Below are 22,821 nucleotides of genomic sequence, written 5' to 3'. Positions count from 1 at the left end.
AGGTGGCCATGTCTCGTATCGCACCGCTCGCCCCGCCGTACGACGCCGACGTCGAAAAGGCGCTCCACAAGTGGATGCCGCCCGGTGTCGCGCACGAACCGCTCGCTCTGTTCCGGGTCTTGCACCACCATCCGGAACTGGCCTCACGGATGCGGGTCCTGGGCGCGGGTTTGCTGGCACACGGCGAACTGCCCGCGCTCGACCGGGAAATCGTCATCGCCCGGGTGACCGCGCGGTGCGGCTGCCGCTACGAATGGGGCGTCCACGCCGAGGCGTTCGGTCCCCTCGTCGGGTTGACGCGGGAACAGCTCGAAGCGACCGTGACCGGCGACTCCGCTCATCCGGCTTGGTCGGCGAGGCAGCGCGCGCTGATCCACGCCGTCGACGAACTGCACGACACGGCAACACTTTCCGGCCAAGGCTGGGCCGAACTCGCCGAGCACTACTCGACCGGACAGCTCCTGGAGTTCCTCGTTCTCGCGGGCTGGTACCGGACGATCGCCTACGTCGCCAACGGTGTGCTCCTCGAGAACGAGCCGTGGGCCGCTCCGTATCCCGGACCCGCGGATCCTACGATCCGTGCGAATCGATCTCGCTGACCTCGTCCCTTCGCCGCTTGGAAGCCTTCCAGGCGGCGAAGACGCAGAGAAGTGCCGCCAGGAAGCCGATCGCGGTGAGGGTCCCGGCCCAGACGGCGCCGGTGCTGGCGGTGAGGTAGAGCTGGATCGCGGCGGTGCAGGTGTAGACGACCGCCAGTCCCAGCCACAGCCGTTGCGTCATCATCTCCCGCCTCCGTTTCCCGGTACCGGGGTTCCATCGCGGCGACCCCGGATGGGGTTACAGCGTGTTCGAAAGCGGTGGTTTCCTGACGCCGGGCCGAAGGCTGTCAGGCGAGATCACGGCTCATCCGGTGGATCGGGACTCGTGAGTGATTCGGGTCGTTAGAACGACCCAAATCACTCACGAGTCTGTGTGGTTCCTGTCGGCAGGTGGCGGTTTCGCGTGATGGGACGGACGACGCGTGTGACTGGATGGACGACACACCCCGCGGCCGGATTCAGCCTCGTGCCGTCCGTCGGGACACGCTCGCCGTCCGTCTGTCTGGACACGCGTGCCGTCCCTGCGGTCACGCGTAACCGCGGCCTGGGATGGCGGAGGTCGTCCGCGTTTAGTCCTCTGGTTGTGGCCACCCACAGGTGTCAGGTCAGGTGCACGGTGACCGTGACGCGGCCCTTCTCGTCCCGCCGGGCCACGGCATGACCGGAGCGCTCGACGTCGTCCACCTCGAGGCTGATCGGCCCGCCGTCGCCGGAGAAGTTGCGCCACCACGACTTCGCGTCGGGCATCTGAACGCCGATGGTCACGACGTCGCCCGTGCGCCGGTAAGCGACGGGAATGCTGAACGTGCGGCCGGAGCGCCGTCCGGTGTAGGTCACGACGGTGAGCCGCCGCCGGACCAGATGTCCCCAGCGCGGAGACTGCCGGGCCTTGCCGACGCAGGCGTTGACCCGCTTGACGGCGGCCTGGGGGAGCGGTCCTGAAAAGCCCACGGTGATCTCCTCGTCGTCTTGAGAACGAGCCTAACCGCGAAGTGGAGATGTGTCTTCCACTTCGCGGCTGCGATACTGGCCCCTCGATCGGATCGACATCGACGGGGGCGTGCGGGCGGCATGGGGAGCAAGGGGGAGCGTCCGGTGCTGCGCGCCGAACGTGACACGGTGCGTTACACGGTGTTGTCGCCGAAAGCGATCTGGGCCGCCGCGGCGGTGATCGTGCTCGTCGGCATCGGCGTCGCTGTCTGGCTGCTGTTCGCGTACGGCAAGGGAGACGCCCAGCAGCGGAACCAGCTCGAAGCGATCAAGACCGCCGGGACCATCATCGTCGGCACGGGCGGCGCGGCGGCCCTGCTTCTCGCCGCCCGGCGGCAACGCAGCGCGGAAATCGCGTTGAAACAGAAGGAACTCGACCAAGAGGCCGTCGCCAGGACGCACGTCCTCCAGGAACGGGTCGCCGATGATGCGAAGCAGGACGCCACCGAACGCCGCGTCACCGAGTCTTACACGAAAGCGGTCGAGCAACTCGGCTCGGACAAGCCTCCGGTGCAGCTGGGTGGTTTGTACGCGCTGGAACGGCTGGGACAGGGAAACACCGACCAGCGCCAGACCATCGTCAACGTGGTGTGCGCCTACCTGCGGATGTTCACCGGACTGACGGACGACCTGGCGGCGGACCGCACTCGCGAACAGGAACGCCGGGTTCGCCGGGCGGCGCAGGCGATCCTCGCGGCGCACCTGCGGCCCGACACCGCGGACGGGAAGTACTGGCCCGACACGGACATCGACCTTTCCGGGGCCAGCCTGCTCGATTTCGACCTGCGCGACTGCCGGGTCCGATCGGCCACGTTCGCCACCACCACCTTCACCGGTGAGGCGCGGTTCGCGGGCATGACGTGCGTCGGCGACGCGAGCTTCGCATCGGCGACGTTCGGCGGCGCCTCCGACTTTTCGCGAGCCTCGTTCGGCGCGGCGGCGGTGTTCGATTCCACGGTGTTCACCGGTGCCGCGCTCTTCGAGTCGGCGAGGTTCGCGGAAGGACCCCGATTCGAGTACGCCGTGTTCGCCGCGCAGTGCCGGTTCGCGTCGTCCGTCTTCGACACCGGCAAAGAGCCGGAGGGGGTGCCCTTCGAACAGCTGCCCGTCGCGGCGCGCACCAAAATGCGGTCTCTGCCGCTGGAGCTGCCGTACCGGGATCTCGTGGAGGCCGGGACTGAACGGATTCCGGTCGGATTGGACGCTGAAGAGCACCAGCCCGTGAGCCTGGACTTCTCGGCCGATTCCCATTTCATGGCGTTTCTGGGTGCCGGGTCCGGCAAGACGAATCTCTTGCGTGCCGTCGTCCGCGGCATCACCGATCGCCACACGCCGAAGGAAGCGGCGATCATTCTCGTCGACTTCAAGCGCACGATGCTCGAACTGAGCGATACCCCGCACTTGCTCAGCTATGTCGTCTCGTCAGAGCAGCTGGTGGCGGTCATGGCCGACGTGGAGAGTTCGCTGCGCAAACGGCTTCCGGGCAAGGACGTTTCCCTGGAGCAGCTGAGAGATCGCAGCTGGTGGACAGGGCCGGAGGTGTACGTCGTCATCGACGACTACCAGATTCTCCGTCATCGCGGGACCAACCCGCTCGATCCGCTGCGAGAGTTCCTGCCGTTGGCCAAGGATGTGGGGCTGCACCTGGTCGTCGCGCGCGACACCAAGGGAGCGGGTGGTACGAACGGGGACCAGGTACTCGACGCGCTCCGCTCCCTGGGGACACCCGGGCTCGTCGGGAACGGCGATCCCGCCGAAGGCTCTCTCGTCGGCGACGTCGCCCCAGCGGGTCTGCTCCCGGGACGGGCCACCAGGTCCGGCCGCGGCGGTGAGGGGCTTCTCCAGATCGCTTGGCTCGCTCCGGAAGGCTGATCAGGGGGTCAGGCGCCGGCCGTCCGGAAGAAGTCGATCAACCCGTCCGGCGACCGCGAATCCCGTCGCCGCTCCCACCAGGTCCGGAACGGTGTCGACGCCATCGCGTGCCGCGTGTACGACGTCATCACCGCCCGGTAGACGTTCTCCGTCTGATCCCACGTCAGCCGCTCCTTGCGCCACGCCAGCACGAGCCGCATCCGCATGGGGTCGTCCTTCAGCGGCCGGACGACCATGCCGGGCAATTCGGGCGCGGTCGGCTCCACCAGCTGCACCGCCTGCCCCGCGGCGATCAGGTGCCGCCCGCCGCCGTTGGGGCACTCGAAGCGGATCCGCGGGGTGAAGCCGGCGCGATGCGTCGCCGCGCGCAGCGACGTGAGCGAGCCGTCTTCGGGGCCGGGCGGGCCGATCCAGGCCTCGTCCGCCAGCTCGGCCAGGTCGACCTCGAAGGAGTCCGCGAGCCGGTGCCGGGCGGGAAGCCCGACGAAGACGGGCAGCCACGAGAACAGCACCCGGTGCCCCAGGTGCTTCGCCAGCGGCACCTCCTGGTCGTCCGACATCGCGATGACGGCGATGTCGAGTGTCGCGCGGGCCAAGGCCTGCGCCAGCACCGAACTGGACGGTTCCACATGGACGGTCACGTCGAGGCCCGGCAAGGCGTCGTCCAGCCGTTCGACGAAGGTGGGCAGACAGTCCATTTGGGACGAACCGAGCCGGAGCGGGCCGTCGCCGATCGCGCCGAGCAGGTCGCTTTCGAAGCGGTCGAACTCGACGAGCAGTGTCAGTGCCCGCCGCAGCGTCTGCTCGCCGACCGGGGTCGGGGTCACGCCGGTGTGGCTGCGGACGAACAGCGGCGCGCCGATCTGCCGTTCGAGCCGCTGCAGCAACGACGTCAGTGAGGGCTGCGACATGCCCAGCGCGGCGGCGGCCTGCGAGAGGCTGCCCGCTTCGGCGATGGCGCAGATCGCCCGCAGGTGCCGGATCTCCAGGGCCATAGGCGGAGTCTATCGCCGCCGGTCATTACGACCGGGACCTTCGCGGTGTGAGGGTGCGCCTAGGACTTCGACAACGTGAAAGGGGAGCCGATGACCGGCGATCGAACCCGGCCGGATCTGCGCGCGCTTTTGGCCGCCAAGGGATTCCGGAACTGGATCCGCGAGGGCTGGGAGCCCGCCGACGACGTGGTGGAGGTACCACCGGGTACCGCCGAGGCCGCCGCCGCCCATCGCGGCAGGCTGTCCGCGGAACTGCCCGGACAGCGGATCGCGCTCGCGGCGGGCCGCGCCGTGGTGCGGTCCAACGACACCTTCCACGGCTTCCGGGCGGACAGCGACTTCGTGTGGCTCACCGGCTGCCAGCGGGAAGGCGCGATCCTCGTGCTGACCCCGGCGGGCGACGGCCACCACGCCACCCTCTACGTCCCGCGCCCGGCCGCGCCGGACGAGCCCGACTTCGTGGGCGACGCGGACACCAGCCCGTTGTGGGTCGGGTCCGCCGCGGGGCCGGCGTCCTACGCGGACGCGTTCGGCATCGACTGCCGTCCGCTCGAAGACCTGCCGCACGGGCTGCGCGGCCGGAACCCCGGCGTGCTGGTCGGTGCCGGTGTCGACCCCGTGCTCGACGCGTTCGGTCACGGCCACAGTGAACGGCTGCGGACGGTCCTCGCGGAACTGCGCCGGATCAAGGACGACTGGGAGATCGGCCAGTTGCGCGCCGCCGTCGACGCCACCGCACGCGGGTTCGCCGACGTGCTGGCCGCGTTGCCGGAGGCGGTGCGCGGCGGTGGGGAACGCTGGTTGCAGGGTACTTTCGACCGGCGGGCCCGCACCGAGGGCACCGGCCCGGGGTACACCTCCATCGTCGCGGCCGGGCCGCACGCGCCGATCCTGCACTGGACGCGTTGCGACGGTCCGGTGACCGAAGACAGCCTGCTGCTGCTCGACGCCGGCGTCGAGCTGGATTCCCTGTACACGGCCGACATCACCCGCACCTTCCCGGTCGGCGGGGAGTTCACCAAGGCACAGCGCGACGTCTACGACCTGGTGCACAAGGCGCACGTCGCGGCGCTGGCCGAGGTCCGGCCCGGCCAGGACTACGGCGCGTTCCAGGCGACGGCGTTGCGGGTGCTCGCGACGGGCTTGCACGACTGGGGCCTGCTTCCGGTGTCGGTGGACGAAGCGCTGTCGCCGGACGGCCAGCAGCATCGGCGGTACATCGTCTGCGGGACCGGCCATTTCCTCGGCCTGGACGTGCACGACTGCGCGGCCGCGCACCCCTCCACCTACCGGGAGGGCAGCCTGGTCGAGGGCATGGCTCTGGCCGTGGAGCCCGGTCTCTACTTCCACGCGGGCGACACCACCGTGCCTCCGGAACTGCGCGGCCTCGGCATCCGGATCGAGGACAACGTCGTGGTGACCGGGGCGGGACACGATCTGCTGTCCGCCGCGTTCCCGTCGACCGCCGACGAGGTCACCGCCTGGGTCCGGGTGGCCAGGGGGTGAACCACCGGAGGGCCGGGTCAGGCCCGGCCCTCCGGTGGTCCGCTTCAGTAGGAAGTCGTGTGCTCGGTGAGGATCCGCTCGGCCGCACCGGCGGTGGACAGGCCCGCGGCGGGCCGGTCCTCGGTGAAGTACTCGCGGAAGTCCTGGCTGAAGTCCCGGGTCATCAGCGCGATCGTGCGGTTCCAGTTCCCGCCGTCCGGACCGCGAGCCGCCCACAGGTCCTCGTACACGTAGCGGTAATCGCCGAGGGCATAGGCGGCGACGGCGTCGGCGAAGCCCTCGGTCCACGCGCACGATTCGGAGCTGCTCTTCTCGACGTAGTGCGGGTTGCAGCGGTCGACCTCGGGAAAGTCACGCCCGTAGAGCTGCCACTGCAGCCAGTGCCCGGCTTCGTGGAGCACGAGGTGCTTCGAATCGGGCATCGTGTTGCCGAGGAAGACCGGTTGGTGAAGGAGTTTCATCGCGGCGCGGACCGCTCACCATCGCGTCGCCCCATCGGCCGCGGCTATGCCCTCCCCGGGAAGAGGCGTGTCATGATGTCCGCGAACTTGATCGGCAAAGCGAACGATTCGCCCACCGATCGTACGGTTTGACGAACGACAGGGGAGAAACGGTGGAGGACGAGACGCCCTCGATCCGGGACATGCTGGCGGTCAACCTGCGCGCGGCCAGGGCGGCGAGGGGGATTTCGCTGTCGGAGCTGTCCCGCCGCTCGGGCATCGGCAAGGCCACGCTGTCGCAACTGGAGTCGGGCGGCGGCAATCCGACCATCGAGACCGTGTTCAGCCTGTCCCGGGTGCTGGAGGTGGCCATCTCCGACCTGCTCGATCACCGGGCGGGCGGCGCGCTCACCGTGGTGCGCGGCGCCGACGTCGAGGTCCTCCGCGGCGAAGGCGTCGACCTGCGCCCCCTGCGCCGGATCGAGACCGGTGACGGCGTCTTCGAGGTGTACGACCAGGTCGTCCGCGGTGACGCGCCGCAGCGTTCGCAGGGGCATGTCGGCGTCGAGCACACCATCGTGCAGACCGGGTCGCTGCGAGTCGAGGTGGCGGGCCGGACCGTCGATGTCGGCCCCGGTGACTATGTGGCCTTCGATGCGCGGGAATCGCATTGCTACACCGCGATCGACGCGCCGGTGCACTCCGTCCTGCTGCTGCAGTATCGCGCGGACGAGCGGCTCGACGGCAGACCGCATCCCGTCCTGAAGGGCTGACAGCGCGCTAGGTATTGACACCCTTCGTGGAGGGAATCTACCCTCCGATCGTTCGCTTTACCGAACGCTGGAGGGCCGATGAACCGAACGCGCGTGGTCGTACTCGGCGCAGGCATCATCGGCGCCGCGTGCGCCCGGGAGCTGAGCCGAGCCGGCTTCGACGTCGTGGTCGTGGACCGTGGCCGTCCCGCCGGGGGAACCACCTCGCACGGTGAGGGCAACGTCCTCGTCTCGGACAAAGGGCCGGGCGCCGAACTCGAACTCGCCCGCCTTTCGGTGCGGCTGTGGCCGCGAGTGGTCGCGGAGATCGCGGACGAGGACGCGCGCGCCGCGTCGGCGATCGAGTACGACCCCAAGGGCGGCATCGTGGTCGCCACGACCGAAGACGGCGCCCGCGCGCTCACCGCGTTCGCCGAGCGGCAGACCGGTGCCGGAGTCCGCGCGGAACCGTTGTCGCTCAAGGAACTCGCGACCGCCGAGCCCGCGCTGACCCGCGAGGTGACGGCCGCCTTCCGCTACCCCGAAGACGCGCAGGTGCAGCCTGCCGGAGCGGCGCTGGCGCTGCTGGGTTCCGCGCTGCGCCACGGCGCTCGCCTGTGCGCCGACACCGAGGTCGTCGGCGCGGTCGTCCACAGTGGCCGGATCACCGGCGTCCGCGTACCCGGCGAGGTGATCGACGCCGACGTCGTCATCAACGCCGCGGGTCCGTGGGCCGGGCAGGTCTCCGGGCGCCTCGGTGCCAAGATCGCGGTCCGGCCCCGCCGGGGCGAGGTACTGGTGACCACCCCGATGCCCGGCGTCGTCCGGCACAAGGTCTACGACGCCGATTACGTCGGCGCCGTCGGTGCCGATTCGGGTGACCTGCAGACTTCCGCCGTCGTCGAGTCGACCTGGGGTGGAACCGTGCTGATCGGCTCCTCCCGCCGCCGGGTGGAGTTCGACGACTCGATCCGCCCCGACGTGCTGAGCGCCATCGCGGTCAAGGCGGTCCGGTTGTTCCCGGCGCTCGCCGACGCCGCGATCATGCGGGCCTACGGCGGCTTCCGGCCCTATGTGGACGATCACCTCCCGGTGCTCGGTGAGGATCCGCGGCTGGAGAACCTGTGGCACGCCACCGGACACGAGGGCGCCGGTATCGGCTTGAGCGTGGGCACCGCCCAGCTGCTGCGCGAACTGCTGACCGGCACCACGCCCGCGATGCCGGTCGAAGAGTTCACTCCTGCCCGTCCGGCGGTACTGGCCGGGGTGGCCGCGTGAGCGGGCGGCTGCTGCCCCGCGACCGGGACCCGGTGGGCCGCACCGACCGGCCGATCCGGATCACCGTCGACGGCGAATCGCTGTCCGGGATCGCGGGCCAGAGCGTGGCGGGCGTGCTACTCGCCGCCGGACGGTCTTCTTGGCGTACCACGCGTTCCGGTGCGCCCCGCGGCGTCTTCTGCGGTATCGGCGCGTGTTTCGACTGCCTGCTCACCGTCAACGACGTACCCGACGTCCGTGCGTGCCGCCGTCCCGCGGCCGACGGCGACGAAATCCGTACGCAGTCCCGGGAGGAGGGCGCATGAGCGAACACGTGGTGATCGTCGGCGCGGGGCCCGCCGGGCTCGCGGCGGCCGAGCAGGCGTTGCGAGCGGGTGCCCGCGTCACCGTGCTGGACCAGGCGGACGCTCCCGGCGGGCAGTACCACCGGATGCTGCCGGAGGCTTACGCGGCGCGGCATCCGGACCGCGTCCAGCACGGCTGGGCCGAGTTCGACAGGCGCCGTCGCGTGCTGGCGCATCCGCGTTGCCGGTGGTGGCCCGGCACGACCGTCTGGGCCTTGGATCGCACCGAAAGCGGGAACCCTCGCCTGCACCTGCTGCGAGGACAGGTCGACGGCAGCGGACGAGAGCGGCTCACGCTCGAACCGGACGCGCTGCTCCTGGCGACCGGAGCGCACGACCGGACGCTGCCGTTTCCCGGCTGGGAACTGCCCGGGGTGTACACGGCGGGTGCGGCGCAGGCGCTGGCCAAGGGGGAGCGGGTCGCGATCGGAAGGCGCGTGCTCGTCGCCGGGGCCGGTCCGTTCCTGTTACCGGTCGCGGAATCGTTGCTGGGTGCGGGCGCCGAGGTGGTCGCCGTACTGGAAGCGAATCCCTTGAGGACAGTCCGAAAAGGATGGTCGGCCCGGCCGTGGCGGCTGGCCGCCCACGCGGGCAAGGCGGGCGAACTGGCCCGCTACGCCGTCACGTTGGCCCGCCACCGTGTCCCGTACCGGCTCGGCCGGGCCGTCATCGAGGCGCGCGGTGCCGACAGCGTGCGCGAGGTCGTCACCGCCAAGGTGCGGCCGGACTGGTCGGTCATTTCCGGTACCGAGCGGACCTACGAGGTCGACGCGGTCTGCGTCGGGCACGGTTTCGTCCCGCAACCCGAACTGGCCGTCGCCGCGGGCTGCGTCCTCGACGACGGTTTCGTCCGGGTCGACGGCGAGCAACGCACCACAGTGGACGGTGTCCTGGCCGCCGGCGAGATCACCGGGATCGGCGGCGCGATCACCGCCGCCGCCGAGGGCGCGGTGGCCGGATGCGTTGCCGCGGGCGGGAATCCGGACCGCTCTCTGCTCCGCGCACGTGATCGGGCCCGGACCTTCGCCGAACGGCTCGCCACCGCTCATCCGATCGGCGAAGCCTGGCCCACCTGGCTGCGCGACGACACGATCGTCTGCCGCTGCGAGGAAACCACCTACGGCGAACTCACCCGCGCGGCCGATGATCCGGCCCGCCCGGGTTCGCACGCGCTGAAACTCGGCACCCGCGCCGGGCTCGGCCCTTGCCAGGGCCGGATCTGCGGCCCGACCGTCAGCGAACTCCTCGGTGGCGTCGAACGGCACCACCGCCCGATCGCCCAGCCGATCCGGCTGGGCGAGCTCGCCACCCCGGCGAGAACCGAACCGAAGGAGACACCTGCATGAGCACCCCCGATCTCGGTGGCGTCGTCGTCGCGACCGCACTGCCGTACCGGCCGGACGAGTCGGCACCCGCCGGCCTGGCCGTGGACTACGACGCCTACGCCGCGCACTGCCGCTGGCTGATCGACAACGGCTGCCGGGGCGTCGGGCCCAACGGCTCCCTCGGCGAGTACTCCTCGCTCACCGACGACGAGCGCCGCCGCGCCGCGCGCACCGCGATCGAGACCGTCGGCAAGGACGGGATCGTCGTCGTCGGAGTGCACGGACCCGGTTCGCACCAGGCGAAACACTGGGCGGAGATGGCGGCCGAGGACGGCGCGGACGGCCTGCTCTGCCTGCCGCCGACGATGTATCGCGCCAACCGCGGCGAGGTGCTCGCCCACTTCGAGGCCGTGGCCTCGGTCGGGCTGCCGGTGATGGTCTACAACAACCCCATCGACACCAAGGTCGATCTCACCCCGGCGCTGCTGGCCGAGATCGCGCAGATCGACAACGTGGTGGCGGTCAAGGAGTTCTCCGGTGACGTCCGCCGGGTGCTGGAGATCCGTGAGAGCGCCCCGGGCCTCGACGTGATCAGCGGCGCCGACGACGTCGTGCTGGAAAGCCTGCTGATGGGCGCGACAGGCTGGTTCGCGGGCTTCCCCAACGTGTTCCCGGCCGAATCCGTGCGCCTGTTCGAACTGGCGACGTCCGGCAGGCTCGCGGAGGCCAGGGCACTGTACGAGCCCCTGGTGGCGGCGTTCCGCTGGGACTCGCGCGTCGAGTTCGTCCAGGCCATCAAGCTCGGGATGGATCTCGTCGGCCGCTACGGCGGGCCGTGCCGTCCGCCGCGGGGACCGCTGACGGACGAGCACCGCGAGCAGGTCCGCGCCGACATGGGCCGCGCGCTGGCTTCACTGGGGATCGAGTAGATGCGCTCCAACCGGTCGATCACCGCCGTCGACTCGCACACCGAAGGCATGCCGACCCGGGTGGTGACCGGCGGGATCGGTGCCATTCCGGGCGACACCATGGCCGAGCGCCGCCGGTACTTCATGGAGCACCTGGACCATCTGCGGCATTTCCTGATGGACGAGCCGCGCGGCCATTCCGCGATGAGCGGGGCGATCCTGCAGCCGCCGTGCCGTCCGGACGCCGACTGGGGCGTGGTGTACATCGAGGTGTCCGGGTGCCTGCCGATGTGCGGGCACGGCACGATCGGCGTGGCGACGGTGCTGGTGGAGACCGGCATGGTCGAGGTCACCGAGCCGAAGACCGTGGTGCGCCTGGACACCCCGGCCGGGCTCGTGCACGCCGAAGTCGACGTCCGGGACGGCCGCGCCGAACGGGTCAAGCTCCGCAACGTCGCGTCGTTCCTCGCCGAGCGGGATGCCGAAGTCGAGGTACCCGGCCTCGGTGGGGTGCGCTACGACCTGGCCTATGGCGGCAACTTCTACGCCATTCTCGAACTGTCCCAAGTGGACATCCCGTTCGAACGAGCCGAGAAGGACCGGATCCTGGCGGCAGGGCTGGACATCATGGCGGCGATCAACGAGCAGCGTCCGCCGAAGCATCCGGCCGATCCGCTGATCGGCGGATGCAAGCACGTCCAGTTCCTCGCCCCGGGGTCGGACGCCCGCGTGTCGCGGAACGCCATGGTCATCCACCCGGGCTGGTTCGACCGGTCGCCCTGCGGCACCGGCACTTCGGCCCGGATGGCGCAGCTGCACGCCCGCGGTGAGCTGCCGTTGCACACACCGTTCCGGAACAGTTCGTTCATCGGCACCACCTTCACCGGTGAACTGGTCGCCGAGACCACCGTCGGCGGTGTTCCCGCCGTGGTGCCGGAGTTCTCCGGGCGGGCCTGGATCACCGGCAACGCCACCTATCTGCTCGACCCGGACGATCCGTTCCCCGCGGGGTTCGTCCTCTAGAAAGCCGCCATTAGTCCTCTAGTCGCGGTACTTGCGCACGCAACCATCGCAAGTAGAGGACTAATGGCGCGAGTTCTAGAGGACGGTGCCGCCCTGCACGATGTGCCGGAAGTGCTTCGGCTCGGCCAGAACGCCGATGTCCTCCAGCGGATCCCGGTCGACGACGAGCAGGTCGGCGTGCGCGCCCGGCGCCAGCGTGCCGATCTCTCCGGTCAGGTTCAGCAGGTCCGCCGCGGTCGACGTCGCCGACCGGAGGACGTCGAGCGCGGGCTGGACCTCGCCGCGCAGCCGGAACTCGTGGTTCTGGTGCCGGTGCATACCGCCGAGAAGGTCGCTGCCATAGACCAGCTTCACCCCACCGCGGGCGGCGCGGTCCAGCGCGGCCATACCCGCGCCGAGGACGTCGTCGACCTTCCGCCAGCTCGACTCCGGCAGGCCGTGCTCACGTCCCTCTTCTTTCAGCGCCCAGTAGGTCACCAAAGTGGGCACGAGGTAGGCGTCGTGGCGGCGGAACAAGTCGACGCTGAGGTCGTCGAGCAGGTTGCCGTGCTCGATGGACCGGACACCCAGTTCCAGCGCGCGGTTCACCGCACGGGCGGTGTACGCGTGCGCGGCGACGTAACGGTTCGCCGCTTCCGCCTCCTCGACGATCGCGCGGAGTTCATCGGCGGAGTACTGCGTCGAGTCGATGCGGTCGGTGGGGGAGGCGACGCCGCCCGAGGCCATCACCTTGATGTGGTGGGCCCCCTTGCGGAGTTCGTCGCGTGCCGCCGCGCGGACCCCGTCCACGCCGTCGGCCACGCGCCCGAGTCCCGCGCAGCACGGATGATCGTCACGGGCGTTGGCACCACGGGTCCGGCTGTCGCCGTGCCCGCCCGTCTGGCTCAGCGCGCGTCCGCAGAACAGCAGCCGCGGGCCGCGGAACAGCCCTTCGGCCTGGGCGTCGGCGAGGCCGTAGTCGGCGCCTGAGGCGTCGCGGACCGTGGTGAAGCCGCGGTCCAGCATGCTGCTCATGGTCCGGGCGGCGTGCGCGGCCACATAGGACGGTGACGACGAGGGGAGCGACCCCAGATCCGCGGTCGACGCCGTCACGTGCACGTGGGCGTCGACCAGGCCGGGCAGGACGACGGCGCCCCGCAGGTCCTCGGTCCGCACGTCGGCGGCGGTGAGACCCGGCCCGGTTTCGACGATACGGCCGTTTTCGCACCGCAGGTCTCCCTCGGTGTACTCACCCGTGAGCGGGTCGAGCAGACGAGCGTTGCGCAGCAGCAGGGATCCGTTCACCGGTTCTCGGTCTCCTTCATGAGGTCAAGCAGGGCCGGGACGGCCAACGGTGCCAGATTCCGGGCGGCCTCGACGGAATCGTCGTCGTAGCTGCCTTCCGCGTCCAGGATGTTGAGGACGCCGAGCGTCCGGCCGTCGGCCACCACCGGCACGTTGATCACCGCGCCGCAACCGAGCCCGGCGATCAGTTCGTGGTCGGCGAAGATCTCCCGCACCGCCGCGCTGTCCGGCCCGAGGTAGGGCTCCTGCGCGGTGATGCACCGGGCCAGCCAGCCCGCCGCGACCTCGACGGTCTTCTCGCCGCCCACCGGATACTCCCGCGGATGGCTGCTGTGCACCCGCCGCAAGGCCTGCCTTTCGGGCACCCAGGCCAGCACGGTGAACAGTCGCACGCCGATCGTGGCGCGGGTCTTGTCCTCCACAGTGGACAGTGAAACGGTCACTTCGTCATCTCCTTCGCGGTCGTCACGGGGGCGCCGTGCTCGGTGAGCTCTTCCAGGGATCGGCCGGCGGTGGACAGGCCGAACACGACCACGACCACCACTCCGATCGCCAGAACCGCGGTGGTCATGCCGAAGACGCCGCCGAAGCCGAGGCTCGCCGCGGAAAGACCGATGATCGTCGGCGCCAGGATGCTGCCCACCCTGCCGAACGCGCTGGACAGCCCGGTCCCGCTGGCGCGGATCCAGGTCGGGAACACCTCGGGGGTGTAGGAGTACACGCCGGCGTAGGTGCCGTTGAGGAAGAACGACAGCACCGCCCCGGCCAGCGTGATCGACCACGGCGCGTCCATCTGGCTCAGCCAGAACGCGCTGACCGCCGACCCCGACAGGTAGAGGGCGATGGTGTGCTTGCGGTCGAGCCGCTCCGAGAGCCACGCGGCGGAGAAGTACCCGGGAATCTGGGCGAGGTAGATGATGATCGAGAATTCGAAGCTCTTGGTCACCGTGATGCCCCGCTCGACGAGCAGCGTCGGGATCCAGGAGAAGAAACCGTAGTAGGAGAACGTGATCACGAACCAGACGGTCCAGATCACCGCCGTCCGGCGCGCCATCGCGGGGCTCCACAGGAACTTCAGCGCGCTGACGAGGTTGACCTTCGGGGTTTCCGTCGCGGGCTGGGCATCGGTGGCGGGCACGGGGGGAAGTGGTCGTCCTGTGGCCTTTTCGACGTCTCGTTCGAGCTTCGCGACGATCTTCTCGGCTTCGTCATGGCGGTTGTTCGCGACCAGGAAACGAGGCGACTCCGGCAGTGAACGGCGCCACCACAGCAACATGACGATCGGCAGCGCGGTGATCAGCTGGGCGACCCGCCAGCCTTCCGGCACGGTCGGGACGACGAACCGCCCGATCAGCGCGGCGGCGACGAAGCCGAACGAGAAGAACCCGGCGAGCGCGCCGACGAACCAGCCGCGGCGTTTGGCGGGGACGAACTCGGACAGGAACGGCGCGATGATGGCGCTTTCGGCGCCCGCGCCCGCTCCGGCCAGCACCCGCGCGCCCAGGAAGACCTCGTAGTTCGGGGAGAAGGCCGCGATCACCGAGAACACCGCGTAGAAGGCCAGCGCGTACATCATGACCTTCTTGCGCCCGATGCGGTCGCCCAGCAGGCCCGCGGCGATCGCGCCGAACAGGAAGCCGAACGGCGTCGCCGAGCCGATCAGCCCGAGCTGCCCGTTGTCCAATCCCCAGACCGCTTTCGCGCTGGGCAGGAGGAACGCGACGACCGCGGAGTCCATCCCGTCGAAGGTGTAACCGAGACCGCCGATGAGCAGCAGAAAGTAGTGGGGACGGCTCAGGGGGAGCCGGTCCAGTCGTGCCAGCAGCGTCATGGGGAACGCCTTCCGTGGATCAGGGCGACGAGGAGTGCGGACAACGTATACTGCGTTTTAAGAAAACTGCAATACTTGTTGCAAGTGGTCTCGTGGGCACGATGCGTTACCGTGGCGCGATCGAGGGAGGGTGTGCGTGGCAGAGACGGGGATCGACGACGGTTTCGAGGCGTGGCTTCGGGATCGGACGCCGGAGCGAGGGCTGCGTCCGAAGTCGGCCGCCGTGCTCGAGGTGCTGGTCTCCCAGCCGCGCCGGGCTTCGTTCGGTTCGACGGCCGAGCTCGCGCAGCTGGCCGGGGTCAACATCGCCACCGTCACCCGCACCGCGCAGGCGCTGGGTTTCGCCGGATGGCCCGCGCTGCAACAGGAACTGCGGGCGCGGTACATGTCCTCGCTGAGCGCGCCCCAGGTCGCCGAGGAACACCGCGACGTCGACTCGCCGGGCTCGGCGTCGCTGCGCCGCGATCTGGACAGTCTCGCTCTGCTCAACCGGCGGTTCGCCGAGGACGAGATCCGCAACGTCGCCCACGCCGTCGCTTCCGCGCGACGCACCCTGGTGATCGCCGACGGTAGCTACGCGGCCGTCGGGATCGCCTTCGCGCACAACGCCCGGCTCGCCGGATACGACGTCCACGCGGTGACGGCCGGTGACGCCGAACTCGCCAACGCCACCGCGAAACTCACGGCCGACGACGTGCTCATCGCGATCAGTTTCTGGCGGCTGTACGAAAGCACCGTGCTCGCCGCGAACGAGGCCAAGGCCAGGGGGGCGCGCGCGTTCGCGATCACGGACGCGGCCAGTCCCGCGCTGGCGAGCGCGGTCGAACAGGTGCTGATGGTGCCGGCCGAAGGCGTGACCTTCTTCCCGTCGCTGACCGCCGGGATGGCTCTGGTGCAGGCCATCGTCGCCCAGCTCGCCGCCGTCGATCCCGCTCGTACCAGCGAATCCATCGAAGCGGCCGAGGCCATGTGGTCCCGGTTCGATCTGCTGCACCGCCGTCCCGCGGGCAAGCGCCCGGCCGCGTCCGGAGACTGAACGACCCGGCCGGGGTCGGCCGAACGGACGGTGCCGAAAAGGCCGACCGGTCGAGGTGTACCCGCCGGATGACCGATCCGCCGGACCCCGGTGATCGGCGATTCTGGTTCCAGGCCGCAAGAAAGCGGCGCAGGAATCGAGGAGGCCGAAATGTCGATCATCGCGACCGTGGGTGCTTACGCAGGGCTCGCTCTTCTGGCGCTGATGGCGGTGACCCCGCTGCTGCTCGATCTCGACCAGCGCTTCCCGGTCGCCCGCCGGGTCAAGACGACCGTGCGGAGCGAACGCGCGGTCCTCAGCAGGCTCGCCTCCGCGTAAATCGAGTGACGCAGAGCACATGCGAGGCGTGGGACTACCTCACGTGAGTGATTCCCCGCTCGCCGATTGGTAACTTTGAGTCGCGTCATGAAACGCTGAGTGACGTGACCGTGGATCTTTGCTTTGACACCACCCCTGGCGATGCCTTCGCGGAGTTCCGGGGAAACATCGACGAACTGACCCAGGCTTTCATCGACGCCTGCCGTCAAGGCCGCAGTCCTGGCGACGCCACCCTCGATCTCCTGCAACGTGTCCACCGCGAAGATCGCAACTGGGTCGTCGTCCACCTGACCTTCGCCATCGCCGCCCTGGCGCGCCAGCGTGTGCTGGCGCCGACTGCCTGCGTCACCCGGCCAGGTGACTCCGCCGGTGCACCCGGACGACCGTTGTTAGCGTCCGCGCGTGAGTGATCCCACCGTGTCCGCGATCATCGCGGTGTTCGCGGGCTTCGCCCTCGCCGCCTTGCTGGCCGTCCCGTACATCGCGGGCAGCTACCGGCGTCGCGGCGAGGTCGGCTTGTGGCGGACGCTGCTGGTCTTCGCCTTCCTGGTCTACGCCATGTCCTTGTGGACCTACACGTTGCTGCCCGTCCCTCGGACGACGGCGGCGTGGTGCGCCGAACACGCGGCGAGTCACCTGCAACTGCGCCCGTTTCAATTCATCGCCGACGTCCGCCATGAACAGACCGGTTCCGGGCTGCGGGCGTTCCTCCGCAATCCGGCGGTCCAGCAGTCGGTGTTCAACGTCGCGCTGTTCGTGCCGCTGGGAATGTTCCTCCGGCACCTCTTCCGCCGAAGCTTCGTGAGTACCGTGGTCCTCGGTTTCGCGGTCTCGCTGTTCATCGAGTGCACTCAGCTCACCGGCGTCTGGTTCCTGTTCGAGTGCCCGTACCGGTTGGCCGACGTCGATGACCTGCTGACGAACACGATCGGTGCGGCGGTCGGCTTCGGCCTCGCCCCCTTGTTGCGGCTGATGCCTGGAAAGGCGCCGTCCGCACCGCCGGGGCATCCCCGGCCGGTCACCGCTCGCCGTCGGCTGCTCGGGATGGCCGTCGACCTTCTTTCCGTGGTGCTGCTCGGCACGACCGTCGGGGTCGCGACGACCTTGCTGGCCGGCGAACCGAACCCCGTGGTCTCGGCCCTGATCAGCACTCTGCTGCCGGCCGTGCTCCTGCTCTTCGTCATTCCCCTGGCGGGCAACGGCGCCAGCTTCGGACAGCGGGTCGTGTTGCTGCGCCCCGCCGGGCCGGACGGAGGCGAACCCGCCGTGTGGCGGATGGTGCTGCGGTTCCTCGCCGGTTCCGGCGGCTACTTCTTGTTGCTCACCTTGGCTTCCGCGGTCAACAGCGGATTCGAGCCGCTGGCGAACCTGCTCTTCTTCGCCAGCGGGATCCTCGCGTTCCGTCCTCAAGGCCACAAAGGACTGTCCGGGCTCGTCGCCGGTCTGCATATCGTGGACGTCCGGACGATCGACGACTCAGAAGGTTCAGAGTCGCCCGACGGCCAGTAGATCCGGACGAGGGCGGCATCACCCGATGGGGTCGATTCAACACACGATCTGGCGCTTGCGCGCGTCATTCCGCCGGTCTCCGGAGGCGGGCCGGAACACTCCTCGCGGTGGAAGTCGAGTCGATGGACGACGTGGCCGACTGCTTGCTGTCGGTGGCCTGGAACATTTTCCCGTTGCTGGGCAAACCCCCGGAGCGTCCGGAAAACCGAGCGGAAGAGATCCGGGGCTTCCTCGTCGATTCGTGCCACGACGCCGGAATGCGGGCCCGCGAATGGGCGGCCGTGCACGGAGCCGGCGCCGAAGCCGACCACCGTCCCTTCCTGCGCCTGGCGGAAGTCGCGGCGGACACGAATCTGTTCCTGAGCATGGTGTCCGGCACCCTGGTCGCCGACCAGGAGCGGGTCCATCGCCGCTGGACCGAGATCGAAGGCCTGATCCGCGAAGCCCGGAACCTGGCCGAAGGCGTCACCGAGTTCCTCGACCGGCCTGCGGCGCTGGCCTGAGGGCGAGGACGTCCGGATCACGGAATCCGGACGTCCCCGGGGAGATCAGTTCGTTTCGAGGGTGAGGTCGTAGCGGTTGAGCACCTCCCTGACCGGCTGGAAGAAGGTGGTGCCGCCTTCGTCGCAGTCACCGGACCCGCCCGAGGTCATGCCCTGCGCCTGCACCAGTTTCGTACCGGAACCCGAAGAAGGACGGCTGACGAACGAACCGCCGGAGTCGCCGGGCTCCGCGCAGGCGTCGGTCTGGGTGAGGCCCTTGACGATGTTCCCGTTGCCGTAGTTCACGGTCTGGTCCAGCGCTTCCACCCGGCCGCACTGCCACTGGGTGGTGATCCCGGACCGGCAGATCCGGCCGCCGACCCCGACGACGTCCGTGCCGTCGACCCGCACGTCCGAACCGTCCTCGTACCGGTCGACCCGGGGCGGGGTGGAGACGTCCCCCTGGGTCACCTTGACGGTGCCGTAGTCGTTGGTGGGGAAGGAGGATTTCGCCACCTTGCCGATCGTGCCGTCGACGCCGTGCACCGTGCCGCCGAGTTCGGTGCAGTGGCCGGCGGTGATCACGAAACGGTCATCGTTGTCGTTGTAGGCGTTGAACCCGACCGAGCAGGCCCCGCCGTTGAAGTAGAGACCTTGCCCGCCGATCACGTCCCACAGCGGCCGTGGTGCGGCCGCCACCCGCTCCACCCGCACAGGGACCCCGGCGGAAGTGGCCCAGGCCTGGCCGGCGGCGTCGCCGCCGACCACGCTCACCACGACCTCGTTGGCCGGGGCGTCGACGTACCAGCCGGCGACCGTGGCGGGTACGCCGGGCGATCTCGCGTCCAATGTGGACTGGAACCTCTTCAGGTCGGCGGCGCTGTGCCGCAGTGTCTTCGGAACCGCGCCGGCCGCCCGGATCTGGGCCGAGCGGCTCGCGTCGGTGGTACCGACGACCCATTCGCCGGTCGTGATGTCCAGCCAGGAATGGGCGAACGCGGCTCCGAGAGAAGTGCCGATCTTCTGCTCCGCGGCGGCGAGTGCGGCAGGGCCCGCGGCTTCGTTCAAGGCGGGTGGTGCCGCACTCGCAGGGGTCGCGAAAGCGGTGACAGCGGCCGCGGCACCGGTCAGGGCGATCAGGGTGCGCAGAGGACGTCGGATCACGAAAACCTCCATGGATTACGAAATTCGTAGCGGGGTGAGCCCTGGAGACGAAACTCCTGAATCGACGTTACGACAACGCCGTACCGGTCGAATGCCGCCATTTGAGTAGCGCTGACGATTCCCCTTTCCGGCTCAATGGATCGGCTATTTCGCGACGTTACTCACTCTTGTGAGTGGATCATGCGTGAATTGACGTCCCCGATTCATCGACGGATGCTCGACAATCCGCGATGCCCGTGCGGCATTCGGGAAAAGGTCCGCTCGCGGCGTGAAGACAGGCATCACCTGATGGTGGCCCACCCCAACCCATTCGCCCGCGGTGATGACGAAAGGGTCTCTTCCGGTTCGGCGGTGTGCGGGGTCGTTCACCGATTCCGTTGCGCCGAATGTGCGACTTGTTCAACGAGATCCAGAACCCCCGGCCGTGGCCCGAAGGGCACGAACAACTCAGGTTCACTCAAGCAATCGAACAGGCCGTACTCGCCGACGAACTCGGTTACGGGTGCTGGTGGCAGGTCGAGGCGGCACTGTCACAGTGCACCAGCCGGATGACGCCCGCGCCCAGACGCAGCAGGCGTTCGAAATGGTGCCTCGGATGTGGACGTCCGAACGCTTCTCCTACGAGAGCGACGCCTACCGCGTCGACGACGTCCCGATCTCGCCGAAACCGCTCCAGCGGCCGCATCCGCCACTGTGGCAGGCGGCGGCGAGTCCCGCGTCGTTCGAGGAGGCGGGCCGTTGCGGGGTCGGTGTGCTGGGCACGACGATGTGGGAATCGCTCGAGCGGGCGGGCAGGGTCATCGACCTCTACCAGGCGGCGGCCGGGCAGTGCACCGACCCGGTCGGCGCTTTCGTCAACGACCAGGTCGGGTTCTTCACCTTCGTCCACTGCGCGGACACCGACGAGGAGGAGGAACTCGTGGCCGCACCGGACGGCGGCGGGCTCACCGGCGACTTCCTGCGCGGTGAAGCGCGGAACGCGCCGACGGAGGCGAATCTGCTGATCGCCCGGATCCTTCAGGGCGAATCGGTACCGGACGAAGAGATCTTCACGATCCTCAGCGCGCAGGATTCGCTGATCGTGGGCAGCCCGGAAACCTGCCGCAAGAAACTGCGGGCGTACTCGGAACTGGGGATCGACCGGATGATGTGCCTGCAGCAGATCGGTGGCATCCCGCACGACAAGGTCTTGAAGAGCATCCGCCTGATCGGGGAACTGATCCCGGAGCTGAGCTGAGGCGCCCGCCGGAACGCGGAAGGCCTCTTTCCCCCGCGGGAGAAAGAGGCCTTCCGATAGTGCGGTCTACCGCAACGGGATCACCGAGTGGGCGTCTGGCCCGGGCGCAGGACGTCCCCACAGGTGCGAAGGTGCGCGATCGCGTTCTCGGCGACGACCTTCTGGGTCTCCGTGGTCACGTAGTTCTGCGCCTGGGCGAGCAGTGCGGGGTCGCGTACGAGGTCCTTGCGCACCCACACCCCGACATCGCCGAACGCGGCCGGGTTGCGGGGGCTGCGGTAGAGCACCTCGTACTCCTGGCCGAAGCGCGGGTCTTGGGCGAAGCCGAGCGTGGTGTCCCAAGTGCCGATCAAGGAGATCAGTTCCGGCCGGACCTGGTTGAAGACATAGTCGCGCTCACCCGCGAAGTCCGCGGTGTGGAGGTAGTCGGCGATGACGCGGTCGGCGAGACCGGCGAGGTCGACCACCTGGAGCCTGCTGACCAGCGACATCCCGCCGAGGTCGATCAGGCCGATCTTGGCGGAGTCGGGCAGCTTGAGCAGGTCGGCCGCGCCGTTGGTGACCCGTGCGTCGCGCTCGACCACGCTGCAGAACGGCGTCTTCGGGACGGCGCGGTAGCTCTTGCCCTGGTCGTAGAACCCGCTGACCGACGACACGGTCGCGATGACGAGCGTGACCACCAGGAGGACCCGGCCGCGGATCCGGGCCTTGCGGACGGTCTCGACGACCACGATCGCACCGCCGAGCGTGCCGAGCGCCCAGATCGGCGTGGCGAACCGCAGCTGCCCCATCCAGTCGGACTGAAGGATGCAGAAGGCGACCACCGACAGGCCGAACGGGACCACCAGCGCGACCATCGCGGCGCGGAGCTTCGACGGCTTCTGCATCACCTGCGCGAGACAGACGATCGCGACCGCGACCAGCAGCCAGCCCGCGTACTGCAGGACCGTCCCGGCCTTGGCGATGTCGTCGATGGTCGGGAGCGGCTGTGCCTTGGCGATCGCGGTGTTGGGCAGCAGGCGCCCGTACTCGATCCAGCGGAACAGCAGGTAGCCGCCGAAGGGGACCAGGAACCCCGCCGCGGACAGCAGCACGGCCCGGATCGCGGGGGAGATACCGCCGCGACGGGTGAACAGCGCGACCACGAGCGGGAACGCGGCGGCGTAGATGACGCCGTCAGGGCGGCTCAGCCCGGCGAAGGCGGCGAGCGCTCCGGTCGACACCGCGACCTTCGCGGTCAGCAGCGTGCCGGAATTCACGCCACAGAGGGTGACCACGGCGAGCGCGGTGACCATGAGGGCGTAGACCGAGTTCTCCAGGCCGGAGAAGCACCAGATGACGAACGACGAGTTGGCCGCGAGCGCGGCACCGGCGACCAGGGTGACCAGGGCCGGGCGCGGTGTCACGCGCTTCGCGGCGACGTACACCAGCGCCAGGATGCCGGCGCAGCACAGCAGCGCCAGGCCCTTGGGGAACAGGATGTAGTCGGGGACGCCGAAGATCGTGCCGTGGTCGAACAGGCCGACCAGCTTGCCCAGCGCCAGCAGCACCATCCAGACCGGGTTCGAGAAGCCCTCGACGGGTTCCACACCCGGCTGCAGCACCGGTCCGAAACCGTCGGCGAGGTTGCGGGAATAGGCGAACGTGATGGCCGCGTCGTCGATCATCCAGTTGCCGTAGAAGGTCGCGTGGATGGCGATCAGCACGGTGCCGGTGAGGACGGAGGCGATGGCGCCGGCGAACGGCGGGAAACCGCGGCGCGAGGGCGCCGGTCTGGCGCCGGTCGGCCGGTCGCGGCCTGGATCCGACTCCGCCGCCGGCGGCGGATCGGTCAATTCGACGGTGCTCACTTGGAAAATCCCCCACATCCGAGGTCGAAATGCTTTTAATGTGCCGCGTGGACCACTCGTTCGGGCCCGGCACTGACT

At 69.4% G+C, this 22,821-nt stretch carries 24 protein-coding genes; 15 read left to right on the top strand and 9 right to left on the bottom strand.

Annotation, left to right across the window (positions count from 1 at the left end; genetic code table 11):
• Window positions 1-8: 8 nt before the first annotated feature.
• Entirely contained in the window at window positions 9-599 is a 591-nt protein-coding gene (locus ACLJRL_RS16335) for a carboxymuconolactone decarboxylase family protein (protein ID WP_410657019.1), read from the top strand.
• Here ACLJRL_RS16335 and ACLJRL_RS16330 read toward each other — a convergent pair.
• Both ACLJRL_RS16330 and ACLJRL_RS16325 read right to left on the bottom strand, forming a co-directional pair.
• On the bottom strand, window positions 571-783 hold the full coding sequence (locus tag ACLJRL_RS16330; RefSeq protein WP_410657018.1) for a hypothetical protein: 213 nt from the start codon (window positions 781-783) through the stop codon (window positions 571-573). The two genes, ACLJRL_RS16335 and ACLJRL_RS16330, sit on opposite strands and share 29 nt — an antisense overlap.
• 416 nt (window positions 784-1,199) lie before the next feature.
• Complete coding sequence (locus ACLJRL_RS16325; protein ID WP_410657017.1) at window positions 1,200-1,550, bottom strand: hypothetical protein; 351 nt, start codon at window positions 1,548-1,550, stop codon at window positions 1,200-1,202.
• A gap of 120 nt (window positions 1,551-1,670) precedes the next feature.
• Here ACLJRL_RS16325 and ACLJRL_RS16320 point away from each other — a divergent pair, with 120 nt between their 5' ends.
• Window positions 1,671-3,461, top strand: a complete 1,791-nt coding sequence (locus ACLJRL_RS16320) for an FtsK/SpoIIIE domain-containing protein (RefSeq protein WP_410657016.1) — start codon at window positions 1,671-1,673, stop codon at window positions 3,459-3,461.
• Between the two features lie 8 nt (window positions 3,462-3,469).
• Here ACLJRL_RS16320 and ACLJRL_RS16315 read toward each other — a convergent pair whose 3' ends face one another.
• Entirely contained in the window at window positions 3,470-4,456 is a 987-nt protein-coding gene (locus ACLJRL_RS16315; protein WP_410657015.1) for a LysR family transcriptional regulator, read from the bottom strand.
• Between the two features lie 90 nt (window positions 4,457-4,546).
• On the opposite strand from ACLJRL_RS16315, the gene ACLJRL_RS16310 reads away from it, so the two are divergent.
• Window positions 4,547-5,962 (top strand): aminopeptidase P family protein, encoded by a 1,416-nt coding sequence (locus ACLJRL_RS16310; protein ID WP_410657014.1) that lies wholly within the window; start codon window positions 4,547-4,549, stop codon window positions 5,960-5,962.
• A 44-nt stretch (window positions 5,963-6,006) separates the two neighbouring features.
• On the opposite strand, the gene ACLJRL_RS16305 is transcribed toward ACLJRL_RS16310, so the two are convergent.
• Window positions 6,007-6,423 (bottom strand): hypothetical protein, encoded by a 417-nt coding sequence (locus ACLJRL_RS16305; protein WP_410657013.1) that lies wholly within the window; start codon window positions 6,421-6,423, stop codon window positions 6,007-6,009.
• Between the two features lie 152 nt (window positions 6,424-6,575).
• Here ACLJRL_RS16305 and ACLJRL_RS16300 point away from each other — a divergent pair, with 152 nt between their 5' ends.
• The 6 genes from ACLJRL_RS16300 to ACLJRL_RS16275 all read left to right on the top strand — a co-directional run bounded on the left by ACLJRL_RS16300 (window position 6,576) and on the right by ACLJRL_RS16275 (window position 12,032).
• Window positions 6,576-7,175, top strand: coding sequence for a helix-turn-helix domain-containing protein (locus tag ACLJRL_RS16300; RefSeq protein WP_410657012.1), 600 nt, complete (start codon window positions 6,576-6,578; stop codon window positions 7,173-7,175).
• A 78-nt stretch (window positions 7,176-7,253) separates the two neighbouring features.
• Complete coding sequence (locus tag ACLJRL_RS16295) at window positions 7,254-8,432, top strand: NAD(P)/FAD-dependent oxidoreductase (protein ID WP_410657011.1); 1,179 nt, start codon at window positions 7,254-7,256, stop codon at window positions 8,430-8,432.
• Entirely contained in the window at window positions 8,429-8,737 is a 309-nt protein-coding gene (locus ACLJRL_RS16290) for a (2Fe-2S)-binding protein (protein ID WP_410657010.1), read from the top strand. The genes ACLJRL_RS16295 and ACLJRL_RS16290 overlap by 4 nt, the downstream gene beginning before the upstream one ends.
• Window positions 8,734-10,122: an NAD(P)/FAD-dependent oxidoreductase gene (locus ACLJRL_RS16285; RefSeq protein WP_410657009.1), complete on the top strand. Its 1,389-nt coding sequence runs from the start codon at window positions 8,734-8,736 to the stop codon at window positions 10,120-10,122. Before ACLJRL_RS16290 ends, ACLJRL_RS16285 begins: the two co-directional genes overlap by 4 nt.
• The gene (locus tag ACLJRL_RS16280) at window positions 10,119-11,030 is read left to right on the top strand and encodes a dihydrodipicolinate synthase family protein (protein ID WP_410657008.1); all 912 of its coding nucleotides are present in this window, start codon (window positions 10,119-10,121) and stop codon (window positions 11,028-11,030) included. Before ACLJRL_RS16285 ends, ACLJRL_RS16280 begins: the two co-directional genes overlap by 4 nt.
• Window positions 11,031-12,032 carry a proline racemase family protein gene (locus ACLJRL_RS16275; protein ID WP_410657007.1) on the top strand — a complete coding sequence of 334 codons (1,002 nt, stop codon included), beginning with the start codon at window positions 11,031-11,033 and terminating at the stop codon, window positions 12,030-12,032.
• A 75-nt stretch (window positions 12,033-12,107) separates the two neighbouring features.
• Here ACLJRL_RS16275 and ACLJRL_RS16270 read toward each other — a convergent pair whose 3' ends face one another.
• Genes ACLJRL_RS16270 through ACLJRL_RS16260 form a run of 3 tightly spaced genes read right to left on the bottom strand, consistent with a single transcriptional unit; the run spans window position 12,108 to window position 15,147 of the window.
• Entirely contained in the window at window positions 12,108-13,316 is a 1,209-nt protein-coding gene (locus tag ACLJRL_RS16270) for an amidohydrolase family protein (RefSeq protein WP_410657006.1), read from the bottom strand.
• A complete protein-coding gene (locus ACLJRL_RS16265; protein ID WP_410657005.1) occupies window positions 13,313-13,759 on the bottom strand; it encodes a GAF domain-containing protein in 447 nt (148 codons plus the stop codon). The genes ACLJRL_RS16270 and ACLJRL_RS16265 overlap by 4 nt, the downstream gene beginning before the upstream one ends.
• Window positions 13,756-15,147: an MFS transporter gene (locus tag ACLJRL_RS16260; RefSeq protein WP_410657004.1), complete on the bottom strand. Its 1,392-nt coding sequence runs from the start codon at window positions 15,145-15,147 to the stop codon at window positions 13,756-13,758. Before ACLJRL_RS16260 ends, ACLJRL_RS16265 begins: the two co-directional genes overlap by 4 nt.
• 136 nt (window positions 15,148-15,283) lie before the next feature.
• On the opposite strand from ACLJRL_RS16260, the gene ACLJRL_RS16255 reads away from it, so the two are divergent.
• The 5 genes from ACLJRL_RS16255 (at window position 15,284) to ACLJRL_RS16235 (ending at window position 18,513) form a co-directional block, all read left to right on the top strand.
• On the top strand, window positions 15,284-16,183 hold the full coding sequence (locus ACLJRL_RS16255) for a MurR/RpiR family transcriptional regulator (RefSeq protein WP_410657003.1): 900 nt from the start codon (window positions 15,284-15,286) through the stop codon (window positions 16,181-16,183).
• A gap of 150 nt (window positions 16,184-16,333) precedes the next feature.
• Window positions 16,334-16,501 (top strand): hypothetical protein, encoded by a 168-nt coding sequence (locus ACLJRL_RS16250; RefSeq protein ID WP_410657002.1) that lies wholly within the window; start codon window positions 16,334-16,336, stop codon window positions 16,499-16,501.
• 47 nt (window positions 16,502-16,548) lie between these two features.
• Window positions 16,549-16,911 carry a hypothetical protein gene (locus tag ACLJRL_RS16245; RefSeq protein WP_410657001.1) on the top strand — a complete coding sequence of 121 codons (363 nt, stop codon included), beginning with the start codon at window positions 16,549-16,551 and terminating at the stop codon, window positions 16,909-16,911.
• Window positions 16,904-18,010 carry a VanZ family protein gene (locus ACLJRL_RS16240; protein WP_410657000.1) on the top strand — a complete coding sequence of 369 codons (1,107 nt, stop codon included), beginning with the start codon at window positions 16,904-16,906 and terminating at the stop codon, window positions 18,008-18,010. Before ACLJRL_RS16245 ends, ACLJRL_RS16240 begins: the two co-directional genes overlap by 8 nt.
• Window positions 18,011-18,117: 107 nt before the next feature.
• On the top strand, window positions 18,118-18,513 hold the full coding sequence (locus ACLJRL_RS16235; protein WP_410656999.1) for a hypothetical protein: 396 nt from the start codon (window positions 18,118-18,120) through the stop codon (window positions 18,511-18,513).
• 45 nt (window positions 18,514-18,558) lie between these two features.
• Here ACLJRL_RS16235 and ACLJRL_RS16230 read toward each other — a convergent pair whose 3' ends face one another.
• On the bottom strand, window positions 18,559-19,656 hold the full coding sequence (locus ACLJRL_RS16230) for a S1 family peptidase (RefSeq protein ID WP_410656998.1): 1,098 nt from the start codon (window positions 19,654-19,656) through the stop codon (window positions 18,559-18,561).
• 535 nt (window positions 19,657-20,191) lie between these two features.
• Between ACLJRL_RS16230 and ACLJRL_RS16225 the strand changes: the two genes are divergently transcribed.
• Complete coding sequence (locus tag ACLJRL_RS16225; protein WP_410656997.1) at window positions 20,192-20,893, top strand: LLM class flavin-dependent oxidoreductase; 702 nt, start codon at window positions 20,192-20,194, stop codon at window positions 20,891-20,893.
• A gap of 80 nt (window positions 20,894-20,973) precedes the next feature.
• On the opposite strand, the gene ACLJRL_RS16220 is transcribed toward ACLJRL_RS16225, so the two are convergent.
• Window positions 20,974-22,743 (bottom strand): hypothetical protein, encoded by a 1,770-nt coding sequence (locus ACLJRL_RS16220; protein WP_410656996.1) that lies wholly within the window; start codon window positions 22,741-22,743, stop codon window positions 20,974-20,976.
• Window positions 22,744-22,821 lie beyond the last annotated feature (78 nt).

Origin of the sequence: Amycolatopsis sp. lyj-112, from assembly GCF_046549055.1 — a bacterium.
GTDB lineage: Bacteria > Actinomycetota > Actinomycetes > Mycobacteriales > Pseudonocardiaceae > Amycolatopsis.
The sequence above is the reverse complement of the archived record's forward strand: the minus strand, read 5'-3'. Positions and strand labels throughout refer to the sequence as shown.

Excerpts from the sequence above, each read along its gene's own strand:
- ACLJRL_RS16310 (WP_410657014.1), top strand. The coding sequence starts at position 4,547 with ATGACCGGCGATCGAACCCGGCCGGATCTGCGCGCGCTTTTGGCCGCC.
- ACLJRL_RS16295 (WP_410657011.1), top strand. The coding sequence starts at position 7,254 with ATGAACCGAACGCGCGTGGTCGTACTCGGCGCAGGCATCATCGGCGCC.
- ACLJRL_RS16320 (WP_410657016.1), top strand. The coding sequence starts at position 1,671 with ATGGGGAGCAAGGGGGAGCGTCCGGTGCTGCGCGCCGAACGTGACACG.
- ACLJRL_RS16260 (WP_410657004.1), bottom strand. The coding sequence starts at position 15,147 with ATGACGCTGCTGGCACGACTGGACCGGCTCCCCCTGAGCCGTCCCCAC.
- ACLJRL_RS16335 (WP_410657019.1), top strand. The coding sequence starts at position 9 with ATGTCTCGTATCGCACCGCTCGCCCCGCCGTACGACGCCGACGTCGAA.
- ACLJRL_RS16305 (WP_410657013.1), bottom strand. The coding sequence starts at position 6,423 with ATGAAACTCCTTCACCAACCGGTCTTCCTCGGCAACACGATGCCCGAT.
- ACLJRL_RS16250 (WP_410657002.1), top strand. The coding sequence starts at position 16,334 with ATGTCGATCATCGCGACCGTGGGTGCTTACGCAGGGCTCGCTCTTCTG.
- ACLJRL_RS16315 (WP_410657015.1), bottom strand. The coding sequence starts at position 4,456 with ATGGCCCTGGAGATCCGGCACCTGCGGGCGATCTGCGCCATCGCCGAA.
- ACLJRL_RS16275 (WP_410657007.1), top strand. The coding sequence starts at position 11,031 with ATGCGCTCCAACCGGTCGATCACCGCCGTCGACTCGCACACCGAAGGC.
- ACLJRL_RS16280 (WP_410657008.1), top strand. The coding sequence starts at position 10,119 with ATGAGCACCCCCGATCTCGGTGGCGTCGTCGTCGCGACCGCACTGCCG.
- ACLJRL_RS16330 (WP_410657018.1), bottom strand. The coding sequence starts at position 783 with ATGATGACGCAACGGCTGTGGCTGGGACTGGCGGTCGTCTACACCTGC.
- ACLJRL_RS16285 (WP_410657009.1), top strand. The coding sequence starts at position 8,734 with ATGAGCGAACACGTGGTGATCGTCGGCGCGGGGCCCGCCGGGCTCGCG.